The sequence below is a fragment of the Streptomyces sp. NWU339 genome (assembly GCF_003143855.1).
GTDB lineage: Bacteria > Actinomycetota > Actinomycetes > Streptomycetales > Streptomycetaceae > Streptomyces.
The window spans coordinates 121537-143615 of record NZ_QFRK01000003.1 but is presented as its reverse complement, the minus strand read 5'-3'; the positions used below and the strand labels follow the sequence as shown (position 1 = coordinate 143615).

General features: G+C 73.5%; 20 protein-coding genes and 1 tRNA gene. 5 read left to right on the top strand and 16 right to left on the bottom strand.

The features are described from left to right. Positions 1 to 97 precede the first annotated feature (97 nt). The 3 genes from DIZ27_RS05495 (at position 98) to DIZ27_RS05485 (ending at position 3309) form a co-directional block, all read left to right on the top strand. Positions 98 to 1441, top strand: coding sequence for an FG-GAP and VCBS repeat-containing protein (locus DIZ27_RS05495; RefSeq protein WP_109377143.1), 1344 nt, complete (start codon positions 98 to 100; stop codon positions 1439 to 1441). Positions 1442 to 1595: 154 nt separating this feature from the next. Next, positions 1596 to 2570 carry a Yip1 family protein gene (locus DIZ27_RS05490; RefSeq protein ID WP_109377142.1) on the top strand — a complete coding sequence of 325 codons (975 nt, stop codon included), beginning with the start codon at positions 1596 to 1598 and terminating at the stop codon, positions 2568 to 2570. Between the two features lie 115 nt (positions 2571 to 2685). Next, the gene (locus DIZ27_RS05485) at positions 2686 to 3309 is read left to right on the top strand and encodes a LysE family translocator (RefSeq protein WP_109377141.1); all 624 of its coding nucleotides are present in this window, start codon (positions 2686 to 2688) and stop codon (positions 3307 to 3309) included. A gap of 51 nt (positions 3310 to 3360) precedes the next feature. Here the strand turns inward: DIZ27_RS05485 and DIZ27_RS05480 are convergent, their stop codons facing one another. Beyond that, entirely contained in the window at positions 3361 to 3885 is a 525-nt protein-coding gene (locus DIZ27_RS05480) for a phosphoribosyltransferase (protein WP_109377140.1), read from the bottom strand. A gap of 2 nt (positions 3886 to 3887) precedes the next feature. Beyond that, on the bottom strand, positions 3888 to 4463 hold the full coding sequence (dcd, locus tag DIZ27_RS05475) for a dCTP deaminase (protein ID WP_109377139.1): 576 nt from the start codon (positions 4461 to 4463) through the stop codon (positions 3888 to 3890). A gap of 526 nt (positions 4464 to 4989) precedes the next feature. Here dcd and DIZ27_RS05465 point away from each other — a divergent pair. Next, positions 4990 to 5060: transfer RNA gene (locus DIZ27_RS05465), tRNA-Gly, on the top strand. Positions 5061 to 5506: 446 nt separating this feature from the next. On the opposite strand, the gene DIZ27_RS05460 is transcribed toward DIZ27_RS05465, so the two are convergent. Next, positions 5507 to 5839 (bottom strand): hypothetical protein, encoded by a 333-nt coding sequence (locus DIZ27_RS05460; RefSeq protein ID WP_109377137.1) that lies wholly within the window; start codon positions 5837 to 5839, stop codon positions 5507 to 5509. Positions 5840 to 5958: 119 nt separating this feature from the next. On the opposite strand from DIZ27_RS05460, the gene DIZ27_RS05455 reads away from it, so the two are divergent. Continuing rightward, positions 5959 to 9267: a BTAD domain-containing putative transcriptional regulator gene (locus DIZ27_RS05455; RefSeq protein WP_258308250.1), complete on the top strand. Its 3309-nt coding sequence runs from the start codon at positions 5959 to 5961 to the stop codon at positions 9265 to 9267. 20 nt (positions 9268 to 9287) lie between these two features. Here the strand turns inward: DIZ27_RS05455 and DIZ27_RS46870 are convergent, their stop codons facing one another. From DIZ27_RS46870 to DIZ27_RS05400, 13 genes are all read right to left on the bottom strand, one after another. Next, a complete protein-coding gene (locus DIZ27_RS46870) occupies positions 9288 to 9419 on the bottom strand; it encodes a hypothetical protein (RefSeq protein WP_258308249.1) in 132 nt (43 codons plus the stop codon). A 539-nt stretch (positions 9420 to 9958) separates the two neighbouring features. Beyond that, the gene (locus DIZ27_RS05450; RefSeq protein WP_109377136.1) at positions 9959 to 10705 is read right to left on the bottom strand and encodes a zinc ribbon domain-containing protein; all 747 of its coding nucleotides are present in this window, start codon (positions 10703 to 10705) and stop codon (positions 9959 to 9961) included. A gap of 625 nt (positions 10706 to 11330) precedes the next feature. Further along, positions 11331 to 11894: a phage tail protein gene (locus DIZ27_RS05445; RefSeq protein WP_109377135.1), complete on the bottom strand. Its 564-nt coding sequence runs from the start codon at positions 11892 to 11894 to the stop codon at positions 11331 to 11333. Then, a complete protein-coding gene (locus tag DIZ27_RS05440) occupies positions 11891 to 13849 on the bottom strand; it encodes a putative baseplate assembly protein (RefSeq protein ID WP_109377134.1) in 1959 nt (652 codons plus the stop codon). The genes DIZ27_RS05445 and DIZ27_RS05440 overlap by 4 nt, the downstream gene beginning before the upstream one ends. After that, on the bottom strand, positions 13849 to 14271 hold the full coding sequence (locus DIZ27_RS05435) for a GPW/gp25 family protein (protein WP_109377133.1): 423 nt from the start codon (positions 14269 to 14271) through the stop codon (positions 13849 to 13851). Before DIZ27_RS05435 ends, DIZ27_RS05440 begins: the two co-directional genes overlap by 1 nt. Further along, a complete protein-coding gene (locus DIZ27_RS05430; RefSeq protein ID WP_109377132.1) occupies positions 14271 to 14588 on the bottom strand; it encodes a PAAR domain-containing protein in 318 nt (105 codons plus the stop codon). The genes DIZ27_RS05435 and DIZ27_RS05430 overlap by 1 nt, the downstream gene beginning before the upstream one ends. A gap of 88 nt (positions 14589 to 14676) precedes the next feature. Continuing rightward, positions 14677 to 16500 (bottom strand): VgrG-related protein, encoded by a 1824-nt coding sequence (locus DIZ27_RS05425; protein WP_109377131.1) that lies wholly within the window; start codon positions 16498 to 16500, stop codon positions 14677 to 14679. Further along, the gene (locus tag DIZ27_RS05420) at positions 16497 to 17219 is read right to left on the bottom strand and encodes a LysM peptidoglycan-binding domain-containing protein (protein WP_109377130.1); all 723 of its coding nucleotides are present in this window, start codon (positions 17217 to 17219) and stop codon (positions 16497 to 16499) included. The genes DIZ27_RS05425 and DIZ27_RS05420 overlap by 4 nt, the downstream gene beginning before the upstream one ends. A gap of 58 nt (positions 17220 to 17277) precedes the next feature. Beyond that, positions 17278 to 17703, bottom strand: a complete 426-nt coding sequence (locus DIZ27_RS05415) for a phage tail protein (RefSeq protein ID WP_109377129.1) — start codon at positions 17701 to 17703, stop codon at positions 17278 to 17280. Between the two features lie 29 nt (positions 17704 to 17732). After that, positions 17733 to 20960 carry a hypothetical protein gene (locus tag DIZ27_RS45600; protein WP_109377128.1) on the bottom strand — a complete coding sequence of 1076 codons (3228 nt, stop codon included), beginning with the start codon at positions 20958 to 20960 and terminating at the stop codon, positions 17733 to 17735. A 4-nt stretch (positions 20961 to 20964) separates the two neighbouring features. Beyond that, complete coding sequence (locus tag DIZ27_RS45595) at positions 20965 to 21123, bottom strand: DUF6760 family protein (RefSeq protein WP_181383398.1); 159 nt, start codon at positions 21121 to 21123, stop codon at positions 20965 to 20967. After that, a complete protein-coding gene (locus tag DIZ27_RS05405) occupies positions 21120 to 21617 on the bottom strand; it encodes a hypothetical protein (RefSeq protein ID WP_109377127.1) in 498 nt (165 codons plus the stop codon). Before DIZ27_RS05405 ends, DIZ27_RS45595 begins: the two co-directional genes overlap by 4 nt. Then, positions 21614 to 22054 carry a phage tail protein gene (locus DIZ27_RS05400; protein WP_109377126.1) on the bottom strand — a complete coding sequence of 147 codons (441 nt, stop codon included), beginning with the start codon at positions 22052 to 22054 and terminating at the stop codon, positions 21614 to 21616. The genes DIZ27_RS05405 and DIZ27_RS05400 overlap by 4 nt, the downstream gene beginning before the upstream one ends. Positions 22055 to 22079 lie beyond the last annotated feature (25 nt).

The window sequence follows — 22079 nt, the reverse complement described above, 5'->3', positions numbered from 1 at the left end:
TACAACCATCCGCGCCCTCCGCGGGTCTCCTCGTCGGCGCTCACCCGTGATTCACAGGCCGTCCACCACCCGGCCGCCCCGTCCCCCGGAGACCCACATGCGCAGACGCACCGCCGCCCTGGCCGCCGTTCTTCTGGTGAGCGGCCTCACCCCCGCCGTCCTCGCCACCCCCGCCTCCGCCGCCGTCGCCAAGCACTACGACGACTTCAACGGCGACGGCCACCGCGACCTCGCCTACCGCGGCGACAACGGCGTGGACCGCACGGGCGGCACCGTCACCGTGGTGTACGGCACCAAGAACGGCCTCGACACCGCCCGCCCCCAGCTGATCCACCAGGACAGCCCGGGCATCCCGGGAACGGGCGAGGAGGACGACTCGTTCGGCGAGTCCCTCGCGAGCGCCGACCTCAACAAGGACGGCTACGCGGACCTCGTCGTCGGCAACTCCAACGAGCACGTCGGCAGCACCAGGCACCGGGGCACGGTCACCATCGTCTGGGGCTCGAAGTCCGGCCTGTCCGGCGGCACCAACGTCACCCCCAAGTCAGGGGCGGCCGGCCACTTCGGCCGCGACGTGGCCACCGGCGACTTCACCGGCGACGGCTCCCCCGACCTCGCGCTGATCGGCGGCGAGGAGGCATGGCTGTACCGCGGCCCGTTCACCAAGTCCGGCAGGACCGGCAGCGTGAGCAAGGTCGACAAGACGGGAGGGGGCTGGTACTCGCACGGCCTCGCCGCGGGCAAGGTCAACGGCGACGGCCGGACGGACCTGGTACTCCTCGGCACCCAGTTCGCCTCCGGCAGCGACAAGCCCCTCCACCGGATCTGGTTCCTCAAGGGCTCGTCCTCCGGTCTGACCTCCGGTCCGTACAAGACCTTCACCAGCGAACCCTGGGTCGCGGCGATCGGCGACTACGACAAGAACGGCTACGGCGACATCGCCGTCGGCCTGCCCGACCAGAACAACGGCCGAGGCGCGGTCACCGTCTGGCGCGGCACCTCCGCCGGCCCGAGCGGCTCCGTCACGTTCACCCAGGCCACCTCCGGCGTCTCCGGTTCCCCCGAGGCGGACGACAACTTCGGCTACGCCGTGTCCGCCGCCGATGCGAACGGTGACGGCTACGCGGACCTCGCGGTCGGCGTCCCGCACGAGGACGTCGACGGCCGGGTGGACCAAGGGGGCGTCCACTTCTTCCGTGGCGGCTCTGGCGGCCTGAGCGGTTCCCGTTCGTCGTGGATCCCCCAGACGGTCCTGGGCCCGGCCGAGGCGTACTCCTCGTTCGGAGGCTCCGTGCGCCTGCGCGACCTCACGGCCGACGGCCGCGCGGACCTGGCGCTGGGCGCGCAGGACCGCGGGATCCTGCTGCGCGGCACGAGCACCGTGCCGACGACCAGCGCCGCGATGGTCCTCCCCGAGTTCGCCGGCGGCTTCCCCGACTGACGCCGGCCGGTCCGTCCTGCGGAGGACCGCACCCCTCCGCGGGACGGAGAGCCGAGCTGACTGCCCCTTAGGGGATGTCACAGCTCGGCCGCAAAGGCGGCCCCGGAACCCCGGGCCCGGCCCACCACTCCCCCGGACCAGGTACGTTCGATGAGTGGCTGGATTCAGGATCGGACGCGGCCGGGACAACAACGGCGCTCCTCACGCGCGACCGCAACACCCTCCGTACGGGCAGCAGACGCCGCAGGGACCGTCGTACGGCTCCCCGCAGGCGCCGCAGCCGTACCCACAGCAGCCGCCGTACGGAAGCGGCGGCCACAGCGGGGGCGGCAACGGCGGCGGCAGCCCGTGGCCGCAGGTGAACCGCGGCCCCGGCGGCCGGCACGGCCACGGCGGCGGCCACGGCGAGCCGGAGTACTTCGGCGACGGCGGCGGCGCGTACCCGGGCGGCCCGCAGGCCGGGTACGACCCGTACGCGGCCAACAACCCCGGCCACACCCAGGCCTTCTCGGTCAGCGAGGACCCCTACCTGCAGGGCGGCGGGACACACCACGGCGGCGCCCCCGCCCCCGTGCCCGGCCCGGTCGGCCCGCCCCTGCCCTGGAAGGCCCTGCTGAAGGGCATCGTCACCGCCCCCGACCAGACGTTCCTGAGGATGCGCGACTACACGATGTGGGGCCCCGCCCTCGTCGTCACGTTCCTCTACGGCCTGCTCGCGGTCTTCGGCTTCGAGGGCGCCCGCGAGGACGCGATCGGCGCCACCTTGACCAACGCCATACCGATCGTGCTGACGACGGCCGTGGCGATGGTGATCAGCTTCTTCGTCCTGGGCGTGGTCACCCACAGCCTGGCCCGCCAGCTCGGCGGCAACGGCGCCTGGCAGCCCACGGTCGGCCTGTCCATGCTGATCGCGTGCCTCACGGACGCCCCCCGGCTGATCTTCGCGATGTTCGCGAGCGGCGACGCCACGTTCGTCCAGATCCTCGGCTGGGCCACCTGGGTCGCGGCCGGCGCGCTGCTCACCCTGATGGTCAGCCGCTCCCACGACCTGCCCTGGCCGAAGGCCCTGGGCGCGTCCGCGATCCAGCTGATCGCCCTGCTGTCGATCGTGAAGCTGGGCACGTTCTGAGCCACGGAACGGCACACGTGAAGGGGGCTCCCGATCCGGGAGCCCCCTTCTTCGACCCGGCCCGAGCACAGGGCGTGTCCGGGCGGGCCGGCCGGTCCCGTGGAATGATGCGCCCATGCTCGTACAGCTCCTCGCCGCAGCGGGTGTGCTCGCCGTCCTGACCATGGTTCCCGGCCCGGACATGGCCGTCGTGACGAGGCGCGCCGTGGCGTGCGGCTGGCGGGACGGACTGCGGACGGTCGGCGGTATCAGCGCCGGTCTGCTCACCTGGGGCGTCCTCACCGTGGCGGGTCTGGCGGCCGTGCTGGCCGCGTCCGCCACGGCCTACACGGTCGTCAAACTGGCCGGAGCCGCCTACCTGATCTTCCTCGGCGCGCAGTCGCTGCTGGCCGCCCGGCGTTCCCGTACGGGTACGCCGACCGCCACCGCCGAGCCCGCGCCGAAGGGGAACCCGTGGCGCACCGGCCTGGTCAGCAACGTCTTCAATCCGAAGGTCGCCGTCTTCTACACCGGTCTGCTGCCGACGCTCGCGCCCTCCGGCATGTCACCCCACACGGGGATGGCCGTCCTCGTTCTCCTGCACGTCGCGCTCACCCTCGTCTGGCTCGGCGGCTACGTGATGGTGCTGGCTAAGGCCCGCGCGCTCTTCGAGCGGCCCGCGGTGCGGCGGGTCATGGACCGTGTGACCGGCGTCGTCCTGATCGGTTTCGGCGTCAAGGTCGCCGCGGCGCAGCCCTGACCGGTCGCCGCCCGGGCGGCCCCGGCGCCGACAGGCGGTCCGTCAGACGGCCTACAGCGCCTCTTTCGAAGGCGCGACCGGCTCGCCCGCCTTGCGCACCGGAGGCAGGACACTCCACGGGAAGTTGATCCAGTCGTCGGTCCGCTTCCAGACGTACTCGCACTTCACCAGCGACTGCGACTTCTCGTAGATCACGGCGCTGCGCACCTCGGCGACGGCGTCGAGGCAGAAGTCGCGGACGAGCTTGAGCGTCTTGCCGGTGTCGGCGACGTCGTCGGCGATCAGCACCTTCTTGTCGGTGAAGTCGATGACGTCGGGCACGGGCGCGAGCATGACCGGCATCTCGAGCGTGGTCCCCACCCCGGTGTAGAACTCGACGTTCACCAGGTGGATGTTCTTGCAGTCGAGGGCGTAGGCGAGCCCGCCTGCGACGAAGACACCGCCGCGCGCGATGCTGAGCACGACGTCCGGCCGGTACCCGTCGTCGGCGACGGCCTGCGCGAGCTCACGCACGGCCACCCCGAACTGCTCGTAACTGAGGTTCTCCCGCCGCGGACGGCTCTCCTGCTCACTCATGCCTATACCTGGGTGCGGTGGAAGTTGAGGAAGGCCCGCGAGGCCGTGGGCCCGCGCTGTCCCTGGTACCGGGAGCCGTACCGCTCACTGCCGTACGGGGCCTCGGCCGGCGAGCTGAGCCGGAACAGGCACAGCTGGCCGATCTTCATCCCGGGCCACAGCTTGATCGGAAGCGTCGCGAGGTTCGACAGCTCCAGGGTCACGTGCCCGGAGAACCCGGGGTCGATGAACCCCGCGGTCGAGTGCGTGACCAGCCCGAGCCGCCCCAGCGAACTCTTCCCCTCCAGCCGCGACGCGAGATCGTCGGGCAACGAGATGACCTCGTACGTACTGGCCAGCACGAACTCGCCCGGATGCAGGATGAACGGTTCGTCCCCTTCCGGCTCCACGAGCCGGGTCAGCTCCGCCTGCTCGACGGACGGGTCGATGTGCGGGTACCGGTGGTTCTCGAACACCCGGAAGAAGCGGTCGAGGCGCACGTCGACACTGGACGGCTGCACCATGGATTCGTCGTAGGGATCGATCCGTACCCGCCCGGCATCGATCTCGGCCCGGATGTCCCTGTCTGAGAGAAGCACGCCCCGAGGATACGCAAGGCGCGCGGACCAGCCACAATCGCCGTCCCACGCGCCCACGCCCTACTACCCCTGCCGGACCCCGTGCCCTCGCTAACGCTTCTGGTGAGCGACCGGCACGACGCTGCGAAGCCGCGCACAGCGCGGACACCGCAAGAGCCGACCGGGGCCGAGTCGCTCGGCCTGCTGCATCGGGAACGAGGCGGCGGTAAACACGTGCCCATCGGCACAGCGGACGACGGTGCGCTCCATCAAGTCCAAGAGTCCCTTCCCCAAGAGCCGCGCCTGGCTTCCTGCCCTGACGCCAAAGGCACATTACGGGATCAAAGAGACAACCCTCCAGGCGGCACCCCGGCCCCGCCCAGCCCCTCACCAACACCCCACCGTACGCCCCAACTCCAGCCCCCCGTACCCACTTCCGCACCTTGAACGCCATCAGGCCCCCGGGACCTGAAACACCGGGGACCTGCCATGGGGTAGAGTGACCGAGCATCCGGTCACCGGTCGGTTCTGGTGGCCTGGATCACACGCGGGTGTAGTTTAATGGTAGAACATCAGCTTCCCAAGCTGAGAGCGCGAGTTCGATTCTCGTCACCCGCTCTTATCAAAGTCCCAGGTCAGCGGCCTGGGACTTATGCATTGCCGGAATCCTGCACCGGTTTCCGCCCCGCCAAGCGCATGAAGATCGGGCACGCGGAGGGCACGAGAGCTTGACGGGTGTCATGCACTCACCGCTTCCCGTTCCTGAAATATGCTGCTGACCTGCGCTTTCATGGCGCTCACCGACGTCGTTCAGGTACGAAAGCCCTCAGCCTGCTGTTCCTCGATGAATGGTCGGCCCTTATCCGCCTAGCATCTCCTGGGACAGGTCCACAGCCTCTCGACGGCATCGGAGCCCGGGGCGGGGCAGCCACTCCGGCCGGCTCAGGATCGTCGCTGGCGGAGGCGGATCGCACGGAGGCGCCTCGTTGCAGTTGGCGAAGTGGCATCCGCCGATTCCGTCCATCATCGGAGAGGCGGCTGGCAGCGCCGAGACGCCCACTGCGTCATGAGCCGACCGCGTCCCCGGTGATGTGCCCTGGCCGGCGGTGCGCGCGGAGCACGGCGCGGGCCGCCGCGCAGATCTCCTCGTCGATCTCCATCCCGGAGGCCAGGACCTGGAGCAGCCGGGTCCGCCATACGTCGGGGTCTGTCTCGTACGCGTCCAGCACGCGTACGCCATAGCCGCCCGGCACGCCGTCGCCGCCACCGGCCAACCGTCGGCGCACCGCCTCTTGCAGCGCGGCGTGGAGGTCGTGGACGACTCCTCGTGAGGTGTCGGTGAGTCCGGCCGCCGCCCCTGTGGCCAACGCGGTGGCCACCAACTCCGCTTCGGTCACTCGGACCCCCCTTTGGTTGTGCGGGTTGTGCAATGTCGTGTCCATCACCTTGGCTGGGGGTGCTGCAATGCTGATGAATTTTCGATGACCTGGATGACGTATGGGAGCGGAGGCTTCAGGTGGGCGGGGGATTTCCTCAGCTGCTTCGGTTCGAGGTACTCGGGCCGTTTCGGGCATGGCGGGGCGGGACGCCGCTGGAGCTTGGGCCGGTCAAGCGGCAGGCTGTGCTGGCCGCGCTGCTGCTGTGCCGAGGGGCCGTGGTGAGTCATGAGCGGCTGCTCGACGCTGTGTGGGGGCCGGAGCCTCCCGCGGGCGGCCGCAAGGTGCTGCCCACTCACGTCAACTCGCTGCGCAGGATGCTCGACCCGGAAGAAACCCCGCCGGCGGGTTCGGTGATCCGCAGCGGCAAGGGCTGGTACCGCTTCGTCGTCGAAGAGGTACGGCTCGACACGGCGGATCTGGACGAGCGGGACGACGCGGCGATGCGCACCGTCGCGTCCGGCGACCTGGCCACCGCGGCGGACCAACTCTCCGCAGCCATCGGGCTGTTCCGGGGCGAGCCCCTGGCCGGACTGCCGGGGCCGTTCGCGCAGGGCGAGCGGCAGCGGTTGGAGGACCGCCGACGGACGCTCCGGCTGGAGCGGCTCAAGTGCCTGCTTCTGCTGGGCCGGTTCGGCGACGCCCTCGACGACCTCGGCGGGCTGTCGGCGTCTTCGGTGGCTGACCGCTACGACGAGTCACTGACGGCCCTGCGCATGCGGGCTCTGTACGGCGGCGGACGACAGGCGGAAGCTCTGGGCGCCTACGAGAACATGCGCGTACGACTGCGGGAAGAACTCGGAGCCGATCCTGGTGAGGATTTGCGCAGGGTGCACGAAGCGGTACTGCGCCAGGACGACGCCTTCCTCCTGCGTCCGCCGACTCCTCCCCCGCCGACGCTTTCCAAGCCGCGCGAGAGCGCCGTGCCTGCCGAACTCCCCCACGACGCACCGGGTTTCGCCGGCCGAACCGGCGAACTCGCCCGACTCCACGCACTGCTTCCGCCCGAACAGGAGCGGGGGGCAGCGAACACCGTGGTCATCTCCGCCATCGGCGGCGCCGCCGGCATCGGCAAGACCGCGCTGGCCGTGCGCTGGGCACACCAGGTCCGCGACCGCTTCCCGGACGGCCAGCTCTACGTCAACCTCCACGGCTTCGACCACGACCGGCAGCCCCTCGAGCCCGGCGAGGCCCTTGAGCTGCTGCTGCGCAGCCTGGGACTCGCGGTGTCGGAGATCCCCCCGAACCACGAGGCCCAGGGCCGCGTGTACCGGACTCGGCTGGCCGGCCGGCGCATGCTCGTCCTGCTGGACAACGCGGCCTCGGCCGAGCAGGTACGTCCGCTGCTGCCCGGCAGCCCGACCTGCTGCGTCGTCGTCACCAGCCGTAACCGGCTCGGCGACCTCGTCGCCCACGACGGAGCACACGCTCTGCCGCTGGACCTCCTCCAGCCGGACGAGGCCCGCGCGCTGCTGAGCCGGACCCTGGGCGGCGACCGGGTCGCCTCCGACGAGCACGCGGTCGGCGAACTGATCCGGCTGTGCGGCAGCCTTCCGCTGGCGCTGCGCGTGGCCGCTGCCAGGCTGGCGGGCGATCCCGGCCTGCGCCTGGCCGACCTGGTCGCCGAGATGACCGAGGGCAACAGGCTGGAGGCGCTGGAGCCGGACGGTGCCGCCGACTCCCCGTTGCGTACGGCCTTTTCCGTGTCGTACCGGGTCCTGGCACCCGCCGCGCGCCGGCTGTTCCGCCTGCTCGGTCTGTTCCCCGGCGCGGATTTCACGGCGGAGGCCGCGGCGGCTCTCCTGCCCGCACCGCTGTCCCAGGCGCGCCGTCTGCTCGGTGCCCTGGCCTCGGCCCACCTGATCGAACCGGCGACGGCCGGCCGGTACCGGTTCCACGACCTCCTTCGCGAGTACGCGCAGGAGCGTGCGCTGGCGGAGGAGACGGCGGCGGACCGTGGCGCCGCGCTGGAACGGCTCCTGATCTGGTACCTGCACGCTGCTCGTGCCGTTTCGGGGACCTGGCTCTTTCCGGAGCTTCCGCCCGAACTCCGGGTCGGCGTGCAGCAAGGCATGCCGTCCGCCGCCGACGCCACGGCATGGTTGGAGGCGGAGCGGGCCAATCTGCTGGCCGTCATCAACCATGCCGCCCGGCACGGTCCTCGCCCGGTCGCCTGGCACCTGACCTCCGTACTGCTCGGCCACTTCTGGGTGCATCTGCCGCGGGCAACCTGGCTGGCCACCGCGCAGACGGCACTGGACGCGGCGACCGCCGAGGGCGACCCCTACGGCCAGGCGGCCATGCACGGGAGCCTCGCGATGATCCGGTGGGACTGGGGGCACGCCCGGGAGGCGATGGATCACAACACGCGTCTGAGGGACATCAGCCGGGAGCTGGGCTGGGCGGAAGGCGAGGCGTCGGCTCTGGGCAGCAGAGGCTTCGTGGCCTGGAGCATGTCCCGGCTCGACCGTGCGCACGAGCACTTCACCGCCGGCCTGCGGATCACCCACGACATCGGGAATCGTCCCGCCGAGGTGTACGTGCTGCTCGGCCTCGGTATGACCTGCCGTGATCTGGGCCGGCTGCGTGAGGCGGCCGCTCACCTCGAACTGGCCATCACCCGGGGTGCGGAACTCACTTGGTGGGACGACAGTCTGGCGCTGCAGACTCTGGGCTGGGTGTACTGGGACCTCGGCCGTCTCGCCGACGGCCTCGACGCTCTCGGTCCCCTGGTGACCGCCGACGGGAGGGGCGGGTACCGCAACGGCCGCGCGATGATGCTCGCCGCCGTCGCGAGGATCAATCTCGAGCTCGGCTGCCACGCCGAGGGGCTGGAACAGGCCGAGCGTGCGTTCGCCATGGTCAAGGACGAGGGACGACGCTGGATCCAGGCCGGCACCCTCAACACGGTCGCGGCTGCCCACCGGGTTCAGGCCCGCTTCGAACGATCTCTTGAGGCCGACACTCAAGCCCTCGCCCTGGCCCGGAAGGCGAGCTTCAAACGCACCGAGGCGGACAGCCTCCTGGGCCTCTCCCTCACGCACCAGCAGTTGGGCCACCACGACGAGGCCCGCGACCATGCCGAGCAGGCGCTGAGCCTGGCACGTGAGTACGGCTTGCGCGTGGTGGAGGGACAGGCCCTGACCGCCCTGTGCGGATCGGCAGTGTCCGAGTCCGCCTATGCCAAAACCGTCACTCACGGCAGGGAGGCCCTGGCCCTGCACCGTGAGACCGGCCACCGACTCGGCGAGGCCCGCACCCTCATGGCACTCGCCCGCGCTCACCAGAAGACCGACGGGGCTGCCGCCGACCTGATGAGGCAGCAGGCGTGTGAGATTTTCTCGGACATGGGCGTGCCCGCCAAGCAGTGCAAAGACCTCGACCGGTGACGTTTCGGCGGCCGTGCCCGTCAGTACCGTTCCCGCCGCAGCCAGGTCGTGTGCTCCGGCCCGTAGCGGTAGGCACGGAAGACCGCGTTCTGGGTCCCTCGGGAGGGTTCCAGGCCGACGCCGGTGCCGGGGCCGGCGTCCTCACCCCCCACCGCTGCCGCCTGGTCGGCACGACATCCACCCGTGCCCTTCTCGTTGTCGTCCTGGAGCGGTGAGCGGACATGGCGGTTTCTGGAGACTGCACCACCTGATTGCGCATGCAACGGCGGCCGTACACGCCTTGCCGAGCTTGCGCCTGGTGCGCCTCTCCAAAGGCGAGACAAAGGTTCCGAACCGCCTGAGCCGAAGCCGTGCCCGATCCGTGCCCGTAAGGGCGGACAACCACGGTCGACAAGGGTTCGAGACCGCCCGCGCGACACCGCACTTGAAAGACATCTACGCAGGTCAGGACCAAGGAGCCCACGCAAGCGCCGTCGCTTCCCAAGCTGAGAGCGCGAGTTCGATTCTCGTCACCCGCTCCACTCACCCGCTCCACGAAGAAGGCCCAGGTCAAAGACCCGGTCCTTTCTGCTGTGTGTGGTGGTCGGCTGACGCGTGCCGAATGCGTTCCGCGAAGGCTGCCCGGCACGGGCCCGTCATGGAAGTCGTCGAGTGACCGGCTCCTGAAGGTGCCGGGACTCAGGGCGCCGGGTCAGCCTCGCTGGAAGAACTCCACCTCCGCCAGGGCCAGGTGACGGCCCGCGGCGAGGCCGGCGGCCGAGCGCAGGACCAGGCGTACCGTCGTCACGTCGCTGATTCCCGTGGGGATCGTCTGGGGGCCCGGCTTGTCGCTGAGGGCGAGCTCCTCGTGGTGCTTCGTGCCGTCCCGCGCCGTCACCTCCAGGTCCAGTCGGAGCGCCCGTGCCTGGCGGGCGTAGTCCTCCGGTGACGCGGACGCGCCGTTGGTGATGGTCAGGTCGACCAGCCGGAACGGCTCGCGGAAGGTGTAGGTCACCCAGGCGCCCGGCGCGGGCGCGCCCCAGTAGCGGTTGCTCAGCCCGTCCGTCGTGTTCGTCGCCGGGTGCCGGGGCACCTCGGCGCTCGCCTCGATGTCCACCGGGGTCACGGGCTTGGGCGTGCCCAGTTTGTCCCGGGTGTCCTCGTACAGGGCGCGTCCGGTCGGCAGCAGCAGGAGACCGCCCGCGCACAGGGCCACCGCCACGGCCAGGATCACCAGGAGCCGCGCCGCCCGGCCCGAGCCGGCCCGCACCCGGCGGCGCAACGGCCACACGGTCCGCCACCACGGCAGCGGTGCGGGCTCCGCGGTGGGCTTCAGCGAGGTCGCGCAGCGCCGGCAGAAGCGGCGGTCCGGCGGGTTGGGCGTGCCGCAGGCGGGGCAGGGCGTCCCCGCCTTCTCGTCCGGCACCGCCACGGGGCGTACGACGGGGCGCGGGGTCACCGGCTTCGCGGGGCGTACGGGCAGGACGGGGTCCGGCGCCGGTGTCCCGGGGGCGGGGGTGGCCGGGGACCGGGGGCCCGGAATGTTCCGGGGGGCCGGAGCACGCGGGGTGGCGGGGTGCGGCGGTGCGGCCGGGGTGGACGGGGCCTGTGCGCCCGTGCCGGGTGCGGCGGGCCGGGACGTGGGAGGTCCTGGCGTCGTGGTGGGGGAAGCCGCGGCTGTGGGGGGAGCCCCGTCTGTGCGGGAAGGTTCTCCGGTGCCGGTGGGTCCCCCGGTGCCGGTGGTCGAGCGGTGTGCGGGGGTGGGTGGCTCGGTGCGGACGCAGTCCGGTCCGGTCCGGGGTGAAGGGCCCGTGGCCCCCTCCTGGCCGGGATCGGTCCCGGGGCCTGGGGTGCCGCCGGGGTGGGGGCCCGCGGTGGGTGCGGGCTCGTCCGCCGAGGGCGGTGCGGATGCCGGGGGCGGCACGGATGCCGGGGCGGGGTCCGGTGGGGCCGTGGGCTCCGGGCCCGTGCCCGCGCCCGGGGTCGGCGGGGTGTCCGACCAGGCCAGGTACGCACCGCAGTTGGCACAGAAGTCGTCCCCCAGGCTGTTGGACGCCCCGCACGCGGGACACGCGCGCATGACGTCACCTCCCTTCGTCGGCGGGCGGGCCGGGCAGGACCTCCACCCGGCAGACGGTGTGCACCGGGCACATGGCCCGGACGATCTCGTGGACCCTGTCCGGGTCCACCCGCCTCCCGCCGGTCGGCCACACCCGGACCAGGGTCTCGGCGGGGGGCTTCGGCGGAAGGTCGGCACCGGCGGTGTTCGACCACGTCGCACCGCCGTCCCCGGTCACCTCGGCATGCATGCCGAGGGCCAGCCGCAGAGCCTCGACCAGGCCGCGCCTGGTGCCGCGCCACCGGTGCAGCTCCACCGCGCGGGCGACCGCCTCGCGACGCAGCTCCACGGGCCACCGCGGATCGTCGGCGGCGCCCACCCAGGACGCCAGCCAGGTCAGGAAGTCGGCCGGCGCCACCCGGGGGTCGAGGTAGGCGGGCAGGTTGTCGAGGGTCGCGAACACCGGGGCGAGGACGGTGTCGAGGCCGGCGGTGAACCGCTGCGCGAAGTCGTCGTCGGCGTACAGGGCGGGCAGTTGCCCGCCGATCGGGTACCTGCTCGGCAGTCCGGGTACGGCGGCGCGGCTCATCCCCGTGCCTCCGGCGCGACGGCCGTGACGACCACCTGGTGCTGGTGGGAGAAGACCAGGGCGCCCGCGGCCACGTCGATGCGGTCGGTCGGCGCACCGCGCCGCCCGGTGATCGGGTCGGCGGGGAACAACCGGATGTCCTCCACCAGCGCGTTGCCGGTGGCGCGTTGCAGTACGCCGAACACCTCGCCGTACTGCACCGGCCGCCCGAACGGCCACCCGGTGCCGTCCGGACCGCCGTGCAGCGGGTTGAGGTGCCGGAACAACGCGGCGAGCGCCGCGTCCCGCACCCGGTCGGTGTCGCCCGGCGCCGCGGCGAGCCGGGCCACCACGGTGACGCCCTGGTAGACCGGCGGTTCCACCACGAGGCGGGTGCCGATCAGGCGTCGCTCGTCGAGGCTCTCGGTGATCGCTGCGAGCACCTGGTCCGAGGGGATCAGCTGCTCGAAGCGGAGCCGGTCGCCCTCGTCGGCCACCGCGTCCGGCACCACCAGGACCCGCACCGCGCCCGCGTCGTCCGCCGCGGGCAGACAGCGGACGCGGCGCACCGAGGGCGCCGCCTGACGGCTGATGATCTCGTAGTCCTCGGCCGTCACCGCGCGCTCCTGCATCCGCAGCGCTTCCGGCGCCCGGAGCTTGGCGTTGGCGACGGTCTCACCGGCGACGCCGCCGCGCGCCGCCTCCCGGTTGGTGACGCGCGCCACGTACGGAACGGAGCTGCGCAGCACGGAGATCGCGCCGCGGGCGACGTTGCCCGCGGGGCCGCCGCCGGTGCGGCAGCGGGCCACCCGCACCTGGGCGCCCTTGGGCGGCACGGCGCCGCACTGCCGCAGCGTGCCGTCCGCCTCGCGCAGCACCGGGGGGAAGGCGAACTCGCCGGTGGTGGCGTCCACGCGGACGTGCCGGTCGGCGGGCCCGGAGCGGCCGAAGTGCTCCACCACCTCCCAACGGTGCCACCCCTCGGCCGAGGACACCTCCACCACGGGAGGCTCACCGTCGAGCAGGACCGGTGGGCGGTCGAACCGGAACGTCTGCCCGGCGACCCCCTCCGAGGTGCCGAGCGGCACGTCGGTCACGGTCTCGGCGTGCTCGACGGACATGGTGCCGCCCACGGTGAACACCGACGCCTCGCGCACCGTCGGGGACTCCGAGTAGAACGGCTGGCCCGGCTCCGCCTCGGTGACGCGGCAGCGCAGCCAGCCCGCCCGGGTCCCGCCGATCACCGACGCGGTGTGCCCGGCCGGTACGTACACGACGACCTCACCGGGCCGGTTCAGCCCGCCGGTGGTGTCCGGGCCGGTCTCGCACACCTGCCAGCCGCCGCCGTCCCACGCCTCCCACACCAGCGGGGGCTGGCGCGGGTCCACCCCGACGCCCTCCACCCGGCTGTCCAGGCGCACGGCCACCACGCAGCGCGGCACCGCCGTCGGCAGGCCGAACAGCAGCGCGTCGCCCGGCTCCGGCACCGCCTGGAAGCACGGTACGCCGCGGCCCTCGGCGAGCGTCCCGGTCCGGTCGGTCTGCTCACCGGTCCGGGGGGCGGTCACCAGACGTGTCAACTCGCTGGGCACGATGCGCAGTTCGTCCGTGGTCGTGAACACCACGGCCTCCTCGGTCTCACCTCGCGCGGTGGTCACCTCGGTGCCCGCGGGCAGGGCCACCGTGTCGGGCTGCGGCGCCGACAGCCAGAAGTCGACCTCGGCCACGGCCGCTCCCGGCGGGAACAGGCGGATGCCCAACAGGCCGAGGAACGCGGTGTAGTTCTTGTCCGGGACCCGGTTCAGCCGGTACAGCAACTGGTCCACGAGGTAGGCGAACGTCTCGATCAGGGTGACCCCCGGGTCGGAGACGTTGTGGTCGGTCCACTCCGGGGCTCGCTGCTGCACGTACCGCTTCGCCTCGTCGACGAGCTGCTGGAACCGCCGGTCGTCCAGATTGGGGGAAGGCAGGGCCATCAGTCGGCGCCCCGTTCCTCGAGCCCCTCCTCGGAGGGGATCGTGTAGAAGGGAAAGACCAGGTTGCGCCGGTCGTTGGTGGAACGCATGGTGTAGTGCACGTCGAGGTAGAGGGTGCCCGTCTCGACGGCGTCGAAGGCGACCACCACGTCGTCCACCGCGATGCGCGGCTCCCACCGCTCGAGGGCCTCGCGCACCTGCTGCGCGACGCGTCCGGCGGTGGCGCCGTCACCGGGGGCGAAGACGTAGTCGTGGATGCCGCAGCCGAACTCGGGGCGCATGGGGCGTTCGCCGGGCGCGGTGCCCAGCACCAGGCGGATCGCCTCCTCGATCTCCCGTTCCCGCTCGACCATGGCGATCCCTCCGGTCGGCCCGACCCGCAGCGGGAACGCCCAGCCCCGCCCGATGAAGCGCTCGCTCATCACACACCGCCGATCAGGACGTCGGGGAAGCCGGTCAGGATCGTCGCGCCGCACACGGTGCGGTCGCGTGCCCGCGCGGCCGGCAGTCCGCCGATGAGGACGGGGCCCGCAACGAGCGCGGCCGGATCGGGTGCGATCACGTTGGCCGGTCCCAAGGCCGCGTGCGGTGGCATCGGGCAGGTGTGCAGACTGCCCACGACGGCGGCGGGGCGTCCGCCGATCAGCACGCGGGCCACCGCCGCGGCGGCGCCGGAAGGCGGAGTGGCGATCACACCGCCGTGGTCGGTGGGGTCACCGGTACGGGCTGCGGCCGGCATGCGGTGCTCCTTGTGGAAGGTCGTCGGACAGGGCCGGTGGGGACGGGGTGGTCGGGGAGGGGGAGACGGGGTGGGCACGGGCCGGGCGTCAGTTGATCCGGATGAGCCGGGCCTTGAGGACGCCCAGCAGGCCGCCGTCGACGGTGACGTCCGACTGGCCGGTGACGTTCACCGAACGGCCGTCGATGTTCACCCCGGCCGTGCCGTCGATGTCCACCTGCCGGCCCTTCACCCGCACGTTGCCCTCCCCCGCGTCCAGCGTGATGCCGTCCTCGTCGAGCAGGACGGAGGTGAGGGGGCGGCCCCGCCCGGCGTACACCGTCAGCTCGATCCGGTCCCGCCGGTCGTCGAGGCGTACTTCGAGGCGTTCGTCACCGGTCAGGAGCCGCAGTCCGGACGGGCCCGGCGCCCTCGCGTCCAGGAGTTCCACCCGGTGCCCCGAACGCGACACCACCGAGCGGCGGTTGACCTTCCCGCTGGTGCCGTCGACCAGTGGGACGTCGTGGGGTGACGGCTCGTCCACGCCGTTGTAGAGCCCTCCGATGACGTACGGGCTGTCCAGCAGGCCCTGTTCGAACCCGACCAGGACCTCGTCGTTGACCTCCGGGCTCACCACGCCTCCGCCGCCCTGGCCGCCCCACTGCACGGTGCGCACCCAGTCGGTGACGTACGTGTCGTCCAGCCAGGGGAACTTCAGCCGCACCGCACCACGCTGGGCGCCGCCCGGCTCGCGCACGTCCGTCACGACGCCGATCGCCAGACCCGGCATGCGCGGGCCCCGGGACGGCGCGTTGGCGCCGGTCACCAGACCGGTCAGGGAGCGGTCCGGGCTGGCGCTCACCCACACCGTCGTCCGGTACCCGCCCTGCGGCTCGAGGACGTGCTGCACCGCCGTGGCCGTGTACTTGCCGGAGAACGCCTGCCCGACGTTGCCGAGCGCCACGGGCTTGCCCGCCCGCAGCCGGGGGTTGCCCTCGGCCACCGCCTCCAGCTCCCCGAAGCCCGCGCTGACCTGAGCGGCCGTCGCGTCCGCGACCGCCGTCGTCTCGGCCTGGGTACGGTACGGGGTGTCGGTGACGGTCAGCTTCGAGGACGTGCCGAACCGGGCGGCGAACGCCGGGCTCAGGCCCGGCACCACCGTCTCGCTCTCCACCGAGGGCTGCCGGGCCACCAGCGGCCGCTTCGTGGTGACGTCCCAGCCGCGCACCTCCACCGACGACGCGCCGTCCGCGGTCGACAGCGAGGCCCGCAGCGCCAGCAGGTTCCGCCCGTACTCCAGCACCATCGGGTTCCGGGTGGCCGAAGTCGACGGCGCGGGCGCGCCGGACGCCTTCCGCGGCCTGGTGAACTGGAGCAGCCCCTTGTCGTCGACGCGCACCTGCGCGCCGCTCTCGGCCGCCAGGAACTGCAGGAAGTCCCAGTCGGACACGTTCGCCTGGGACAGCTGCTCGTAGGTGACCGGCGCGGCCTGCACGGTGCCGCAGGCCAGCCCGGCCCCGGCGGCCACCTTGCGGACGATGGCCGCCGCCGTCATGTTCCGGTACGCCACCACCTTCCGGCCGCGCTGGAGGCGGTGCGCCTTGGAGTAGGCGCGCACCACCGTGAACGAGCCGGTGCGGTCCCGGTCCACTTCCAGGGCCGTCACCTCGCCGGTGAACAGCCGCTCCCGCGCCTGCCCGGACACGGTCACCACCGACACCTTGAACGGGGTGCCGATGGTGATGCCGGTCGCCTGGAGGAACTCGTGATCGGGGTCGCGGAAGGTGAGCACCGCCGCGTCCGGCAGGCCCACGTTCTCGTCCACCACGCAGCTCACCAGCTGGGCGGCCCAGACCGGCGGGAGTTCGTCGGGCGTCTCCACGACGGGGTCCGCCGCGAACGACCGGCCCCCCTGTGCCTCGGTCGTGCTCACCGCTCCTCCTCGGCGCCGGCGTCGCGCAGCCCGGGCACCACCAGTTCGGTGCCGGGTACGAGCGCCATCGGGTCGTCGATGCCGTTCGCCTCCGCGATGACCCGCCAGGCCGTCGGGTCGCCGTACTCCCGCCAGGCCAGCAGGGCCAGACTGTCGCCCGCCACCACGGTGTGCGTACGGCGGGCGGTGCGCGCGCCGGACGTCGGGTTCTGGCCCGGCGGGTCGACACTCGCTTCCTCGATCGACAGCCCGCAGGTGGCCCGCAGCGGCTTGCCGTCCACGTCGAACAGCGTGTACGTCACCGACAGGCTGGAGAGCACCCCGTCGAACGAGGTGGTCCGCGCGGTGCCCCACTCGAACCGCACCCACGGGCTGGCCGGCTTCTTGCGGCCCAGGCTGGCCGGGGTCGGCACACACGCCTTCATCAGCTTCTCCACCGCCTGCTCCACGGAGTCGTCGTGGGTGGCGGTGGCGTCCAGGAACACTTCGAGGCTCAGGGTGCGCGGGCCGCTGCCGACGAACTCGGGCAGCGCCGACTGTCCCGCCATCCGGGACGGGGAGCGCCGCCACTCGGTGGTCTTGCGCAGCTCCAGGGTGGAGGGGTTGAACTGGAGGTCCAGCCGCGCGACCGTCCCGCCGGGTTTCGCACCGACCGAAGCGGGGGGCTCCTTCAGGGTCAGCTGGGCCCGGGCCCGGCTGGAGCGGACCGCTGGGGACATGCCGGGACTTCCTTTCCGAAGAGGAACAACCTTGTGCAGAGTGGTTCATGAGTGTGAGTCAGAGGGGACGCAGTCCCTCATGGGCGATCTCCAGGGTCTCCACCGCGGCCGCCGAGTCGGCGGGGTCGAAGGACGGCCCTTGCCAGCGCACCGGGACGATCCCGAACACCTGCCAGCTGATGATCGGGGTCAGGTTCGGTTTCAGCGCCACGATCTCGCCTTCCTTGGGCTCCACCCGCCGCAGCGTCTCGTCGAGCCAGCGGCCGATCTTCGCCGTGTCAGCGGTGACAGGCCGGGTGAGAGTGATGTTCGACCAGGTCACGCGCCCGGGCAGGTGCCAGGTGAAGCCGTTGTTGCCGCCCTCCTGGTAGCTCTCCATCTCGACCTCGGCGCCCATGCCGGAACAGGTGTGGAAGGCGCCCAGGTCGTTGCCGCCGATCGCGAGCCGGAAGAACACGCTCGTCGCGAAGATGCTGTCGGTCATGCGTCCGTCATCCGTTCCGTGCCGCGCCCTCAGCGGCGTCCGTCGTAGGGGCGGCCGGTACGTTCCCGGCCGCGCCGCAGCTCGGTGCGCAGGAGCCGGGCCATCGGGTCGAGCAGGCGGCGCGCCAGGTCGTCCAGGTCGACGCCGGGGTCCTGCGGTGTCTCGGCGCGCCGGGCCGCGCCCCTGCCGGAGGCGGCCGACGTGGAGGCCGACCGTGACCGGCCGCGCGCCGGCTCCGGCTGGGCCGGTACGCCCCGGGGCACGGCCGCGCCGCCGGTGCCGGTGCCGGTGGCGGCGGCGGTGGTGTCGGTGGCGGTGCGCTGGACCGGGAGTGCCGCCCGGCCGGTCCCGCTGCTCGTCGCCCGGCCGCTCCCGCTGCCCGCTGCCGGGCCGGGCCCTGGGGCACCGGTCGCCGGTCGGACCACGGGGACGACCCCCGTCGGGGCCGGAGCGGCCGGCGGGCGGTCCGTGAACGGCGGCGTCCGGGGGGAGGTGACCGGCAGAGGCCGCGCCGGTGGGGCGGTGGCCGTCAGCAGGGCGGTGGCCGGGGCGTCCGCGTCGGACGCTCCCCGGGCTCCGCCCGGCGCAGGGCGGACAACCGGTACGCGTCGGACGGAGCCCGGGGAGCCGGTCCCTCGTACGTCCGGGCCCTGCGGCCCCCGGAGCGCGGTCGTGGCCCGCTGGACCTGCGGCGTCGCCGGGGGAAGCGCGGACGGGCCCGGCGTCGGCCGCGCGGGTGTCCCGGTGGGTGTCCCGGCGTCGCTCCGGACGGCGGCCGGAGCGCCCCCGGGCCAGCGTGCTGCCACGACGGGGCGGCCGGCCGAGCCGGAGCCGACAGGCTGTGCCGTCCCTTCCCCGGTCCGGGTGTTGAGGCTGAGGGGGCGCAGGGCGAGCAGCGAGAGGGCCCGGGTCGCCGTCGGGGCGTGGGGCGTCGCGGAGCGGGTCGCCGACAGCGGGTGCCGGCCGGCTGTGCCGGGGGTCGGGACGCCTGCAGCGTCTGCAGCCACGGCCCGGGCGACGACGACCGGGCCCGGTGATCCGGGATCTCGGGGGCGGAGCCCGCCGGGGCCCGGCGGGCCGGACGTCGTGCCGGGTCGTCGAGCTTCCCCGGCCGGACCGGCCGTGTCCGCGGTGCTTTCCGGTGCCGTTCGGTGGGACACGGCAGCCGGGGACGGCACCACCAGCGGCGTGGCGGGCCCGTTCGCGTGGTCCGCGGGGCCGGGCGAGGTGGTGCCCCCGTTGGCGGAGCGGTCCGCGGGGCGGCGCCGGCCGTCGCCCGCCCCCAGCAGGGGCGCGCCCGCTCCGGCCCCTCCCGGCGCGAGGGACGCGGTGCGCGGTGCGGTCCCGGGGGGCGCCGGGGTGCGCTCCGCGGTGGGCGGCACCGGCGCGGCTCCGGACCTCCGGTCCTGGCGTACCGGAGCGCGCTGGATGTCCTGGCCGGGCGCCGGACGGGAGGCGCGGGCGCCGGACGCGGCGGAGCCCGGCAGGTCGGCGCTCGGCGGCAGGGCGGCCAGCGGCGCACCCAGACCGCCGCGCGCGCGTGCCCCGGGGCGGCCGGAGGTGCGGCGCGGGGCGCCGGCCGGTGCGGCGGGACCGTCCGGGGCGCCGTCGGCCGTTCCCTTCGCGCCGGCGTCGTACGGGCCCGGGGTGCCGTCGGCCGCGCCCTCCGCCTGGCGCTGGACGACGGGCAGCACGGGACCGGCGCCGGGACCGGAGGACGGGGCGGGAGCGCTCCCCGCCGACGGGGTGGCCGTGGAAGGTAGTTCGCTCAACGGGGCGCCGAGCGGCGCGCGGCTTCCCGCGCGCGTGACGGAGCGCTGTGCGGGCGCGGTGGAGCGCTCCCCCGGCACCGTCGGTGCGCTCGTGGAGGAGGCGGGGCCGCGTGCCTCGGGGGCTGCGCCCTTGCTGGGCGGCGGGGTGGCGGCGGGCCGCACGGCGGGGACCCGGCGCACGGGTCCGGCCTGGCGCCGCGCAGCGGTCAGGCGAGGCCCCACCGGGCGGAGGGGGACGGCCGGACGGGACGTCTCTGCAGCGGAGGCACGGGCCGCACGTGGTTCCTCTGCCGGCCGGCCTCCCCGGGCGGCCGGTGTCCCTGCCGTCCCCGTCGCGGTGCGCTGCACGGCCGGGCCGGCAGGCGTCCGGCTCCCGGAACCGGCCTGCGACCGGGACGCGGACCCGGAAGCGGGCCCGGAGCCGGGCTCGGGCGCGCCGGACCGCGCCTTCGCAGCGGGCCCGCCGGAAGCGGGCCGGGCCACGCCACCGCCGGCGTCCGCACCCGGGACCACCGACACACGTCGCACCAGCGGAATCTCCGCGGCCGCCGGCCGTCGGCCGGTGCCGGCGGGGGTGACCACCGGGCCGGCGTCCGGCTGCGCGGCCCGTTGGACGGAGGAGGGTGTCGAGGAGAGCACGGCGGGGGAATCCGCCGACGTGATGCCACGGGTCGGCGGGGCCTCGCCCGAACGCCCCGCCCCCGTGGCCTCGTCGTCGCCGGAACGCGCGACCACAGGCCTGGTCCCGGAGCCCGTGCCGACCGCTCCCGTGCCCCGGGGGCCGCTACGGGAAGGCCGCGCGGCGTACGGCGCCGACCCGGACGAAGCCGACCCGGACGGGCCCGCGCCGGCCGGCGTCGTACCGGAGGACGTCGTGCGGGCCGACGTCGTACCGGACGTGCCCGAACCGGAGCCCGACGCACCGGACCGCGTCCCCGGACCCGTCCGACGCGCAACCGGCGCCGTCCGGGCGGTCGGCGGCCGGCCCGCGCTGTCCGGGTTCCCGGCGTCCGAGACATCGCCTTGCGCCCTGTCCGCCCCCTCCGGACGGACTGCCCGGAGCAGCAGCGGCCCCCCGCCGGCACGATCGGCCCGCGGGGTGGCAGGGCCGGTGACGCCCCGCATCAGCCCGGCCGGGGCGGTGGGCAGCAGGCTGTGGCCCAGACCGGCGTCGAACGACGGGTTCTGCCAGGCGGCGAGGCCGTCGCGGAAGGCGAGGCCGTCGCTGACGCCGATCGGGGCGCGGGCCACGGTGAGTTCCGGCGGTGCGGTCCGGCGCCAGCCGCCGTCCCAGTCGCCGGGCACGAAGGGACCCGTGCTGCCGGAAACGGACGGCCCCCGGCCGCCGGGCGCGCTCCGGTCCGGGCCGTCGCCGGACGGACCGTCCGCCCCGGCGCCGGAGCGCTCCGTGCGCCCAAAACGCCCCGCACGGCCCGCGGTGTCCGGCCGGGCGGCCCGGCGGCGCAGCCTGTCCCGCCATGCCATACCCTCAACCGCCTTCGTTCATAAGGGTGTTGATATGAGCGATCTCGGCCACCCACTGCCGTCGTTCGCCGTGGGTCAGGTCGAGGATCTCCTCCCGTGGCCAGTGGAAGTGGTAGGCGACGTACGCGATCTCCTCCCGGAGCCGGGGAAGGGCGTACGTCACGATTCCCCCAGGCGCCCACCCGAGAGGTCGACCTCGAAGCCGCCCTCGCAGTGCGGGCACGTCACCGCCGCACGGGTGTGGCCCTCGCTGTTGACCCGGCGGTAGAAGTCCTGGAGGAAGGCGACGTCGGTGGCGTACATCCGCTCCACGACACCGGCGTGCACATCGGTGATCGCGCCGATCCGGGTGATCACCTGGCTCAGCAGCACCACACTCAGGTACGCCGGGTTCTCCTTGACCCGCAGGTCGATCTGGGGCCGCAGCTCGTCACGGGCGGTGGCCAGGCGCATCGCACCGTGGCGGTGCACGGTGCCCGCCTCGTCCACGTACCCGCGCGGCAGCTCGAACTCGAACTCCGTGCGCAGCCCGTGCTCCTCCCGGGGCGCGGGCGCCGGGGCGGCGGGGGGTGCCGCCGCCTGCTCCGGTGCCGGGGCGGGCGCCGTCGCCTGGAGGATCTCCTCCAGGCTGCCCGCCGTGACCGTACGGCGTCTCATTCGACGACGATCTCCTCGAACACGATGGTGACGCTCTCCGTGGCCGCCGACGACTCGCCCGCCTTGAGGGACGGGCCCTCCCACTTGGAGGCCCAGCCCTGCATCAGCTGGATGCGGCGGACCGTGGTGCCCTCGGAGTCCTTGATCTCGATGGTGAGGTTCTGCCGCGCGGCGTCCACGGCGCCCTTGTTCAGGGTCTCCTTGATCCACTTGGTGAACTCGCTGCTCTTGTCGAGGCCCCGGGTGATCGTGACCTCGCCGGCCTGCCGGGCGCCGGGCTGCTTGCGGATGATCTGCTTGCCCTCCGCGCTGACCTGGCGGACCTCGACGACCTCCTCCTCGACGGTCAGGCCGCTGATCTCCTGGATCGACTCGACCAGGTAGCCGCCGAGCTGCACGCCGAAGACGTGGGTGGAAAGAGCATCGCCCTCTGCCATGACTGTCCGTCACCTTTCCTTGTGG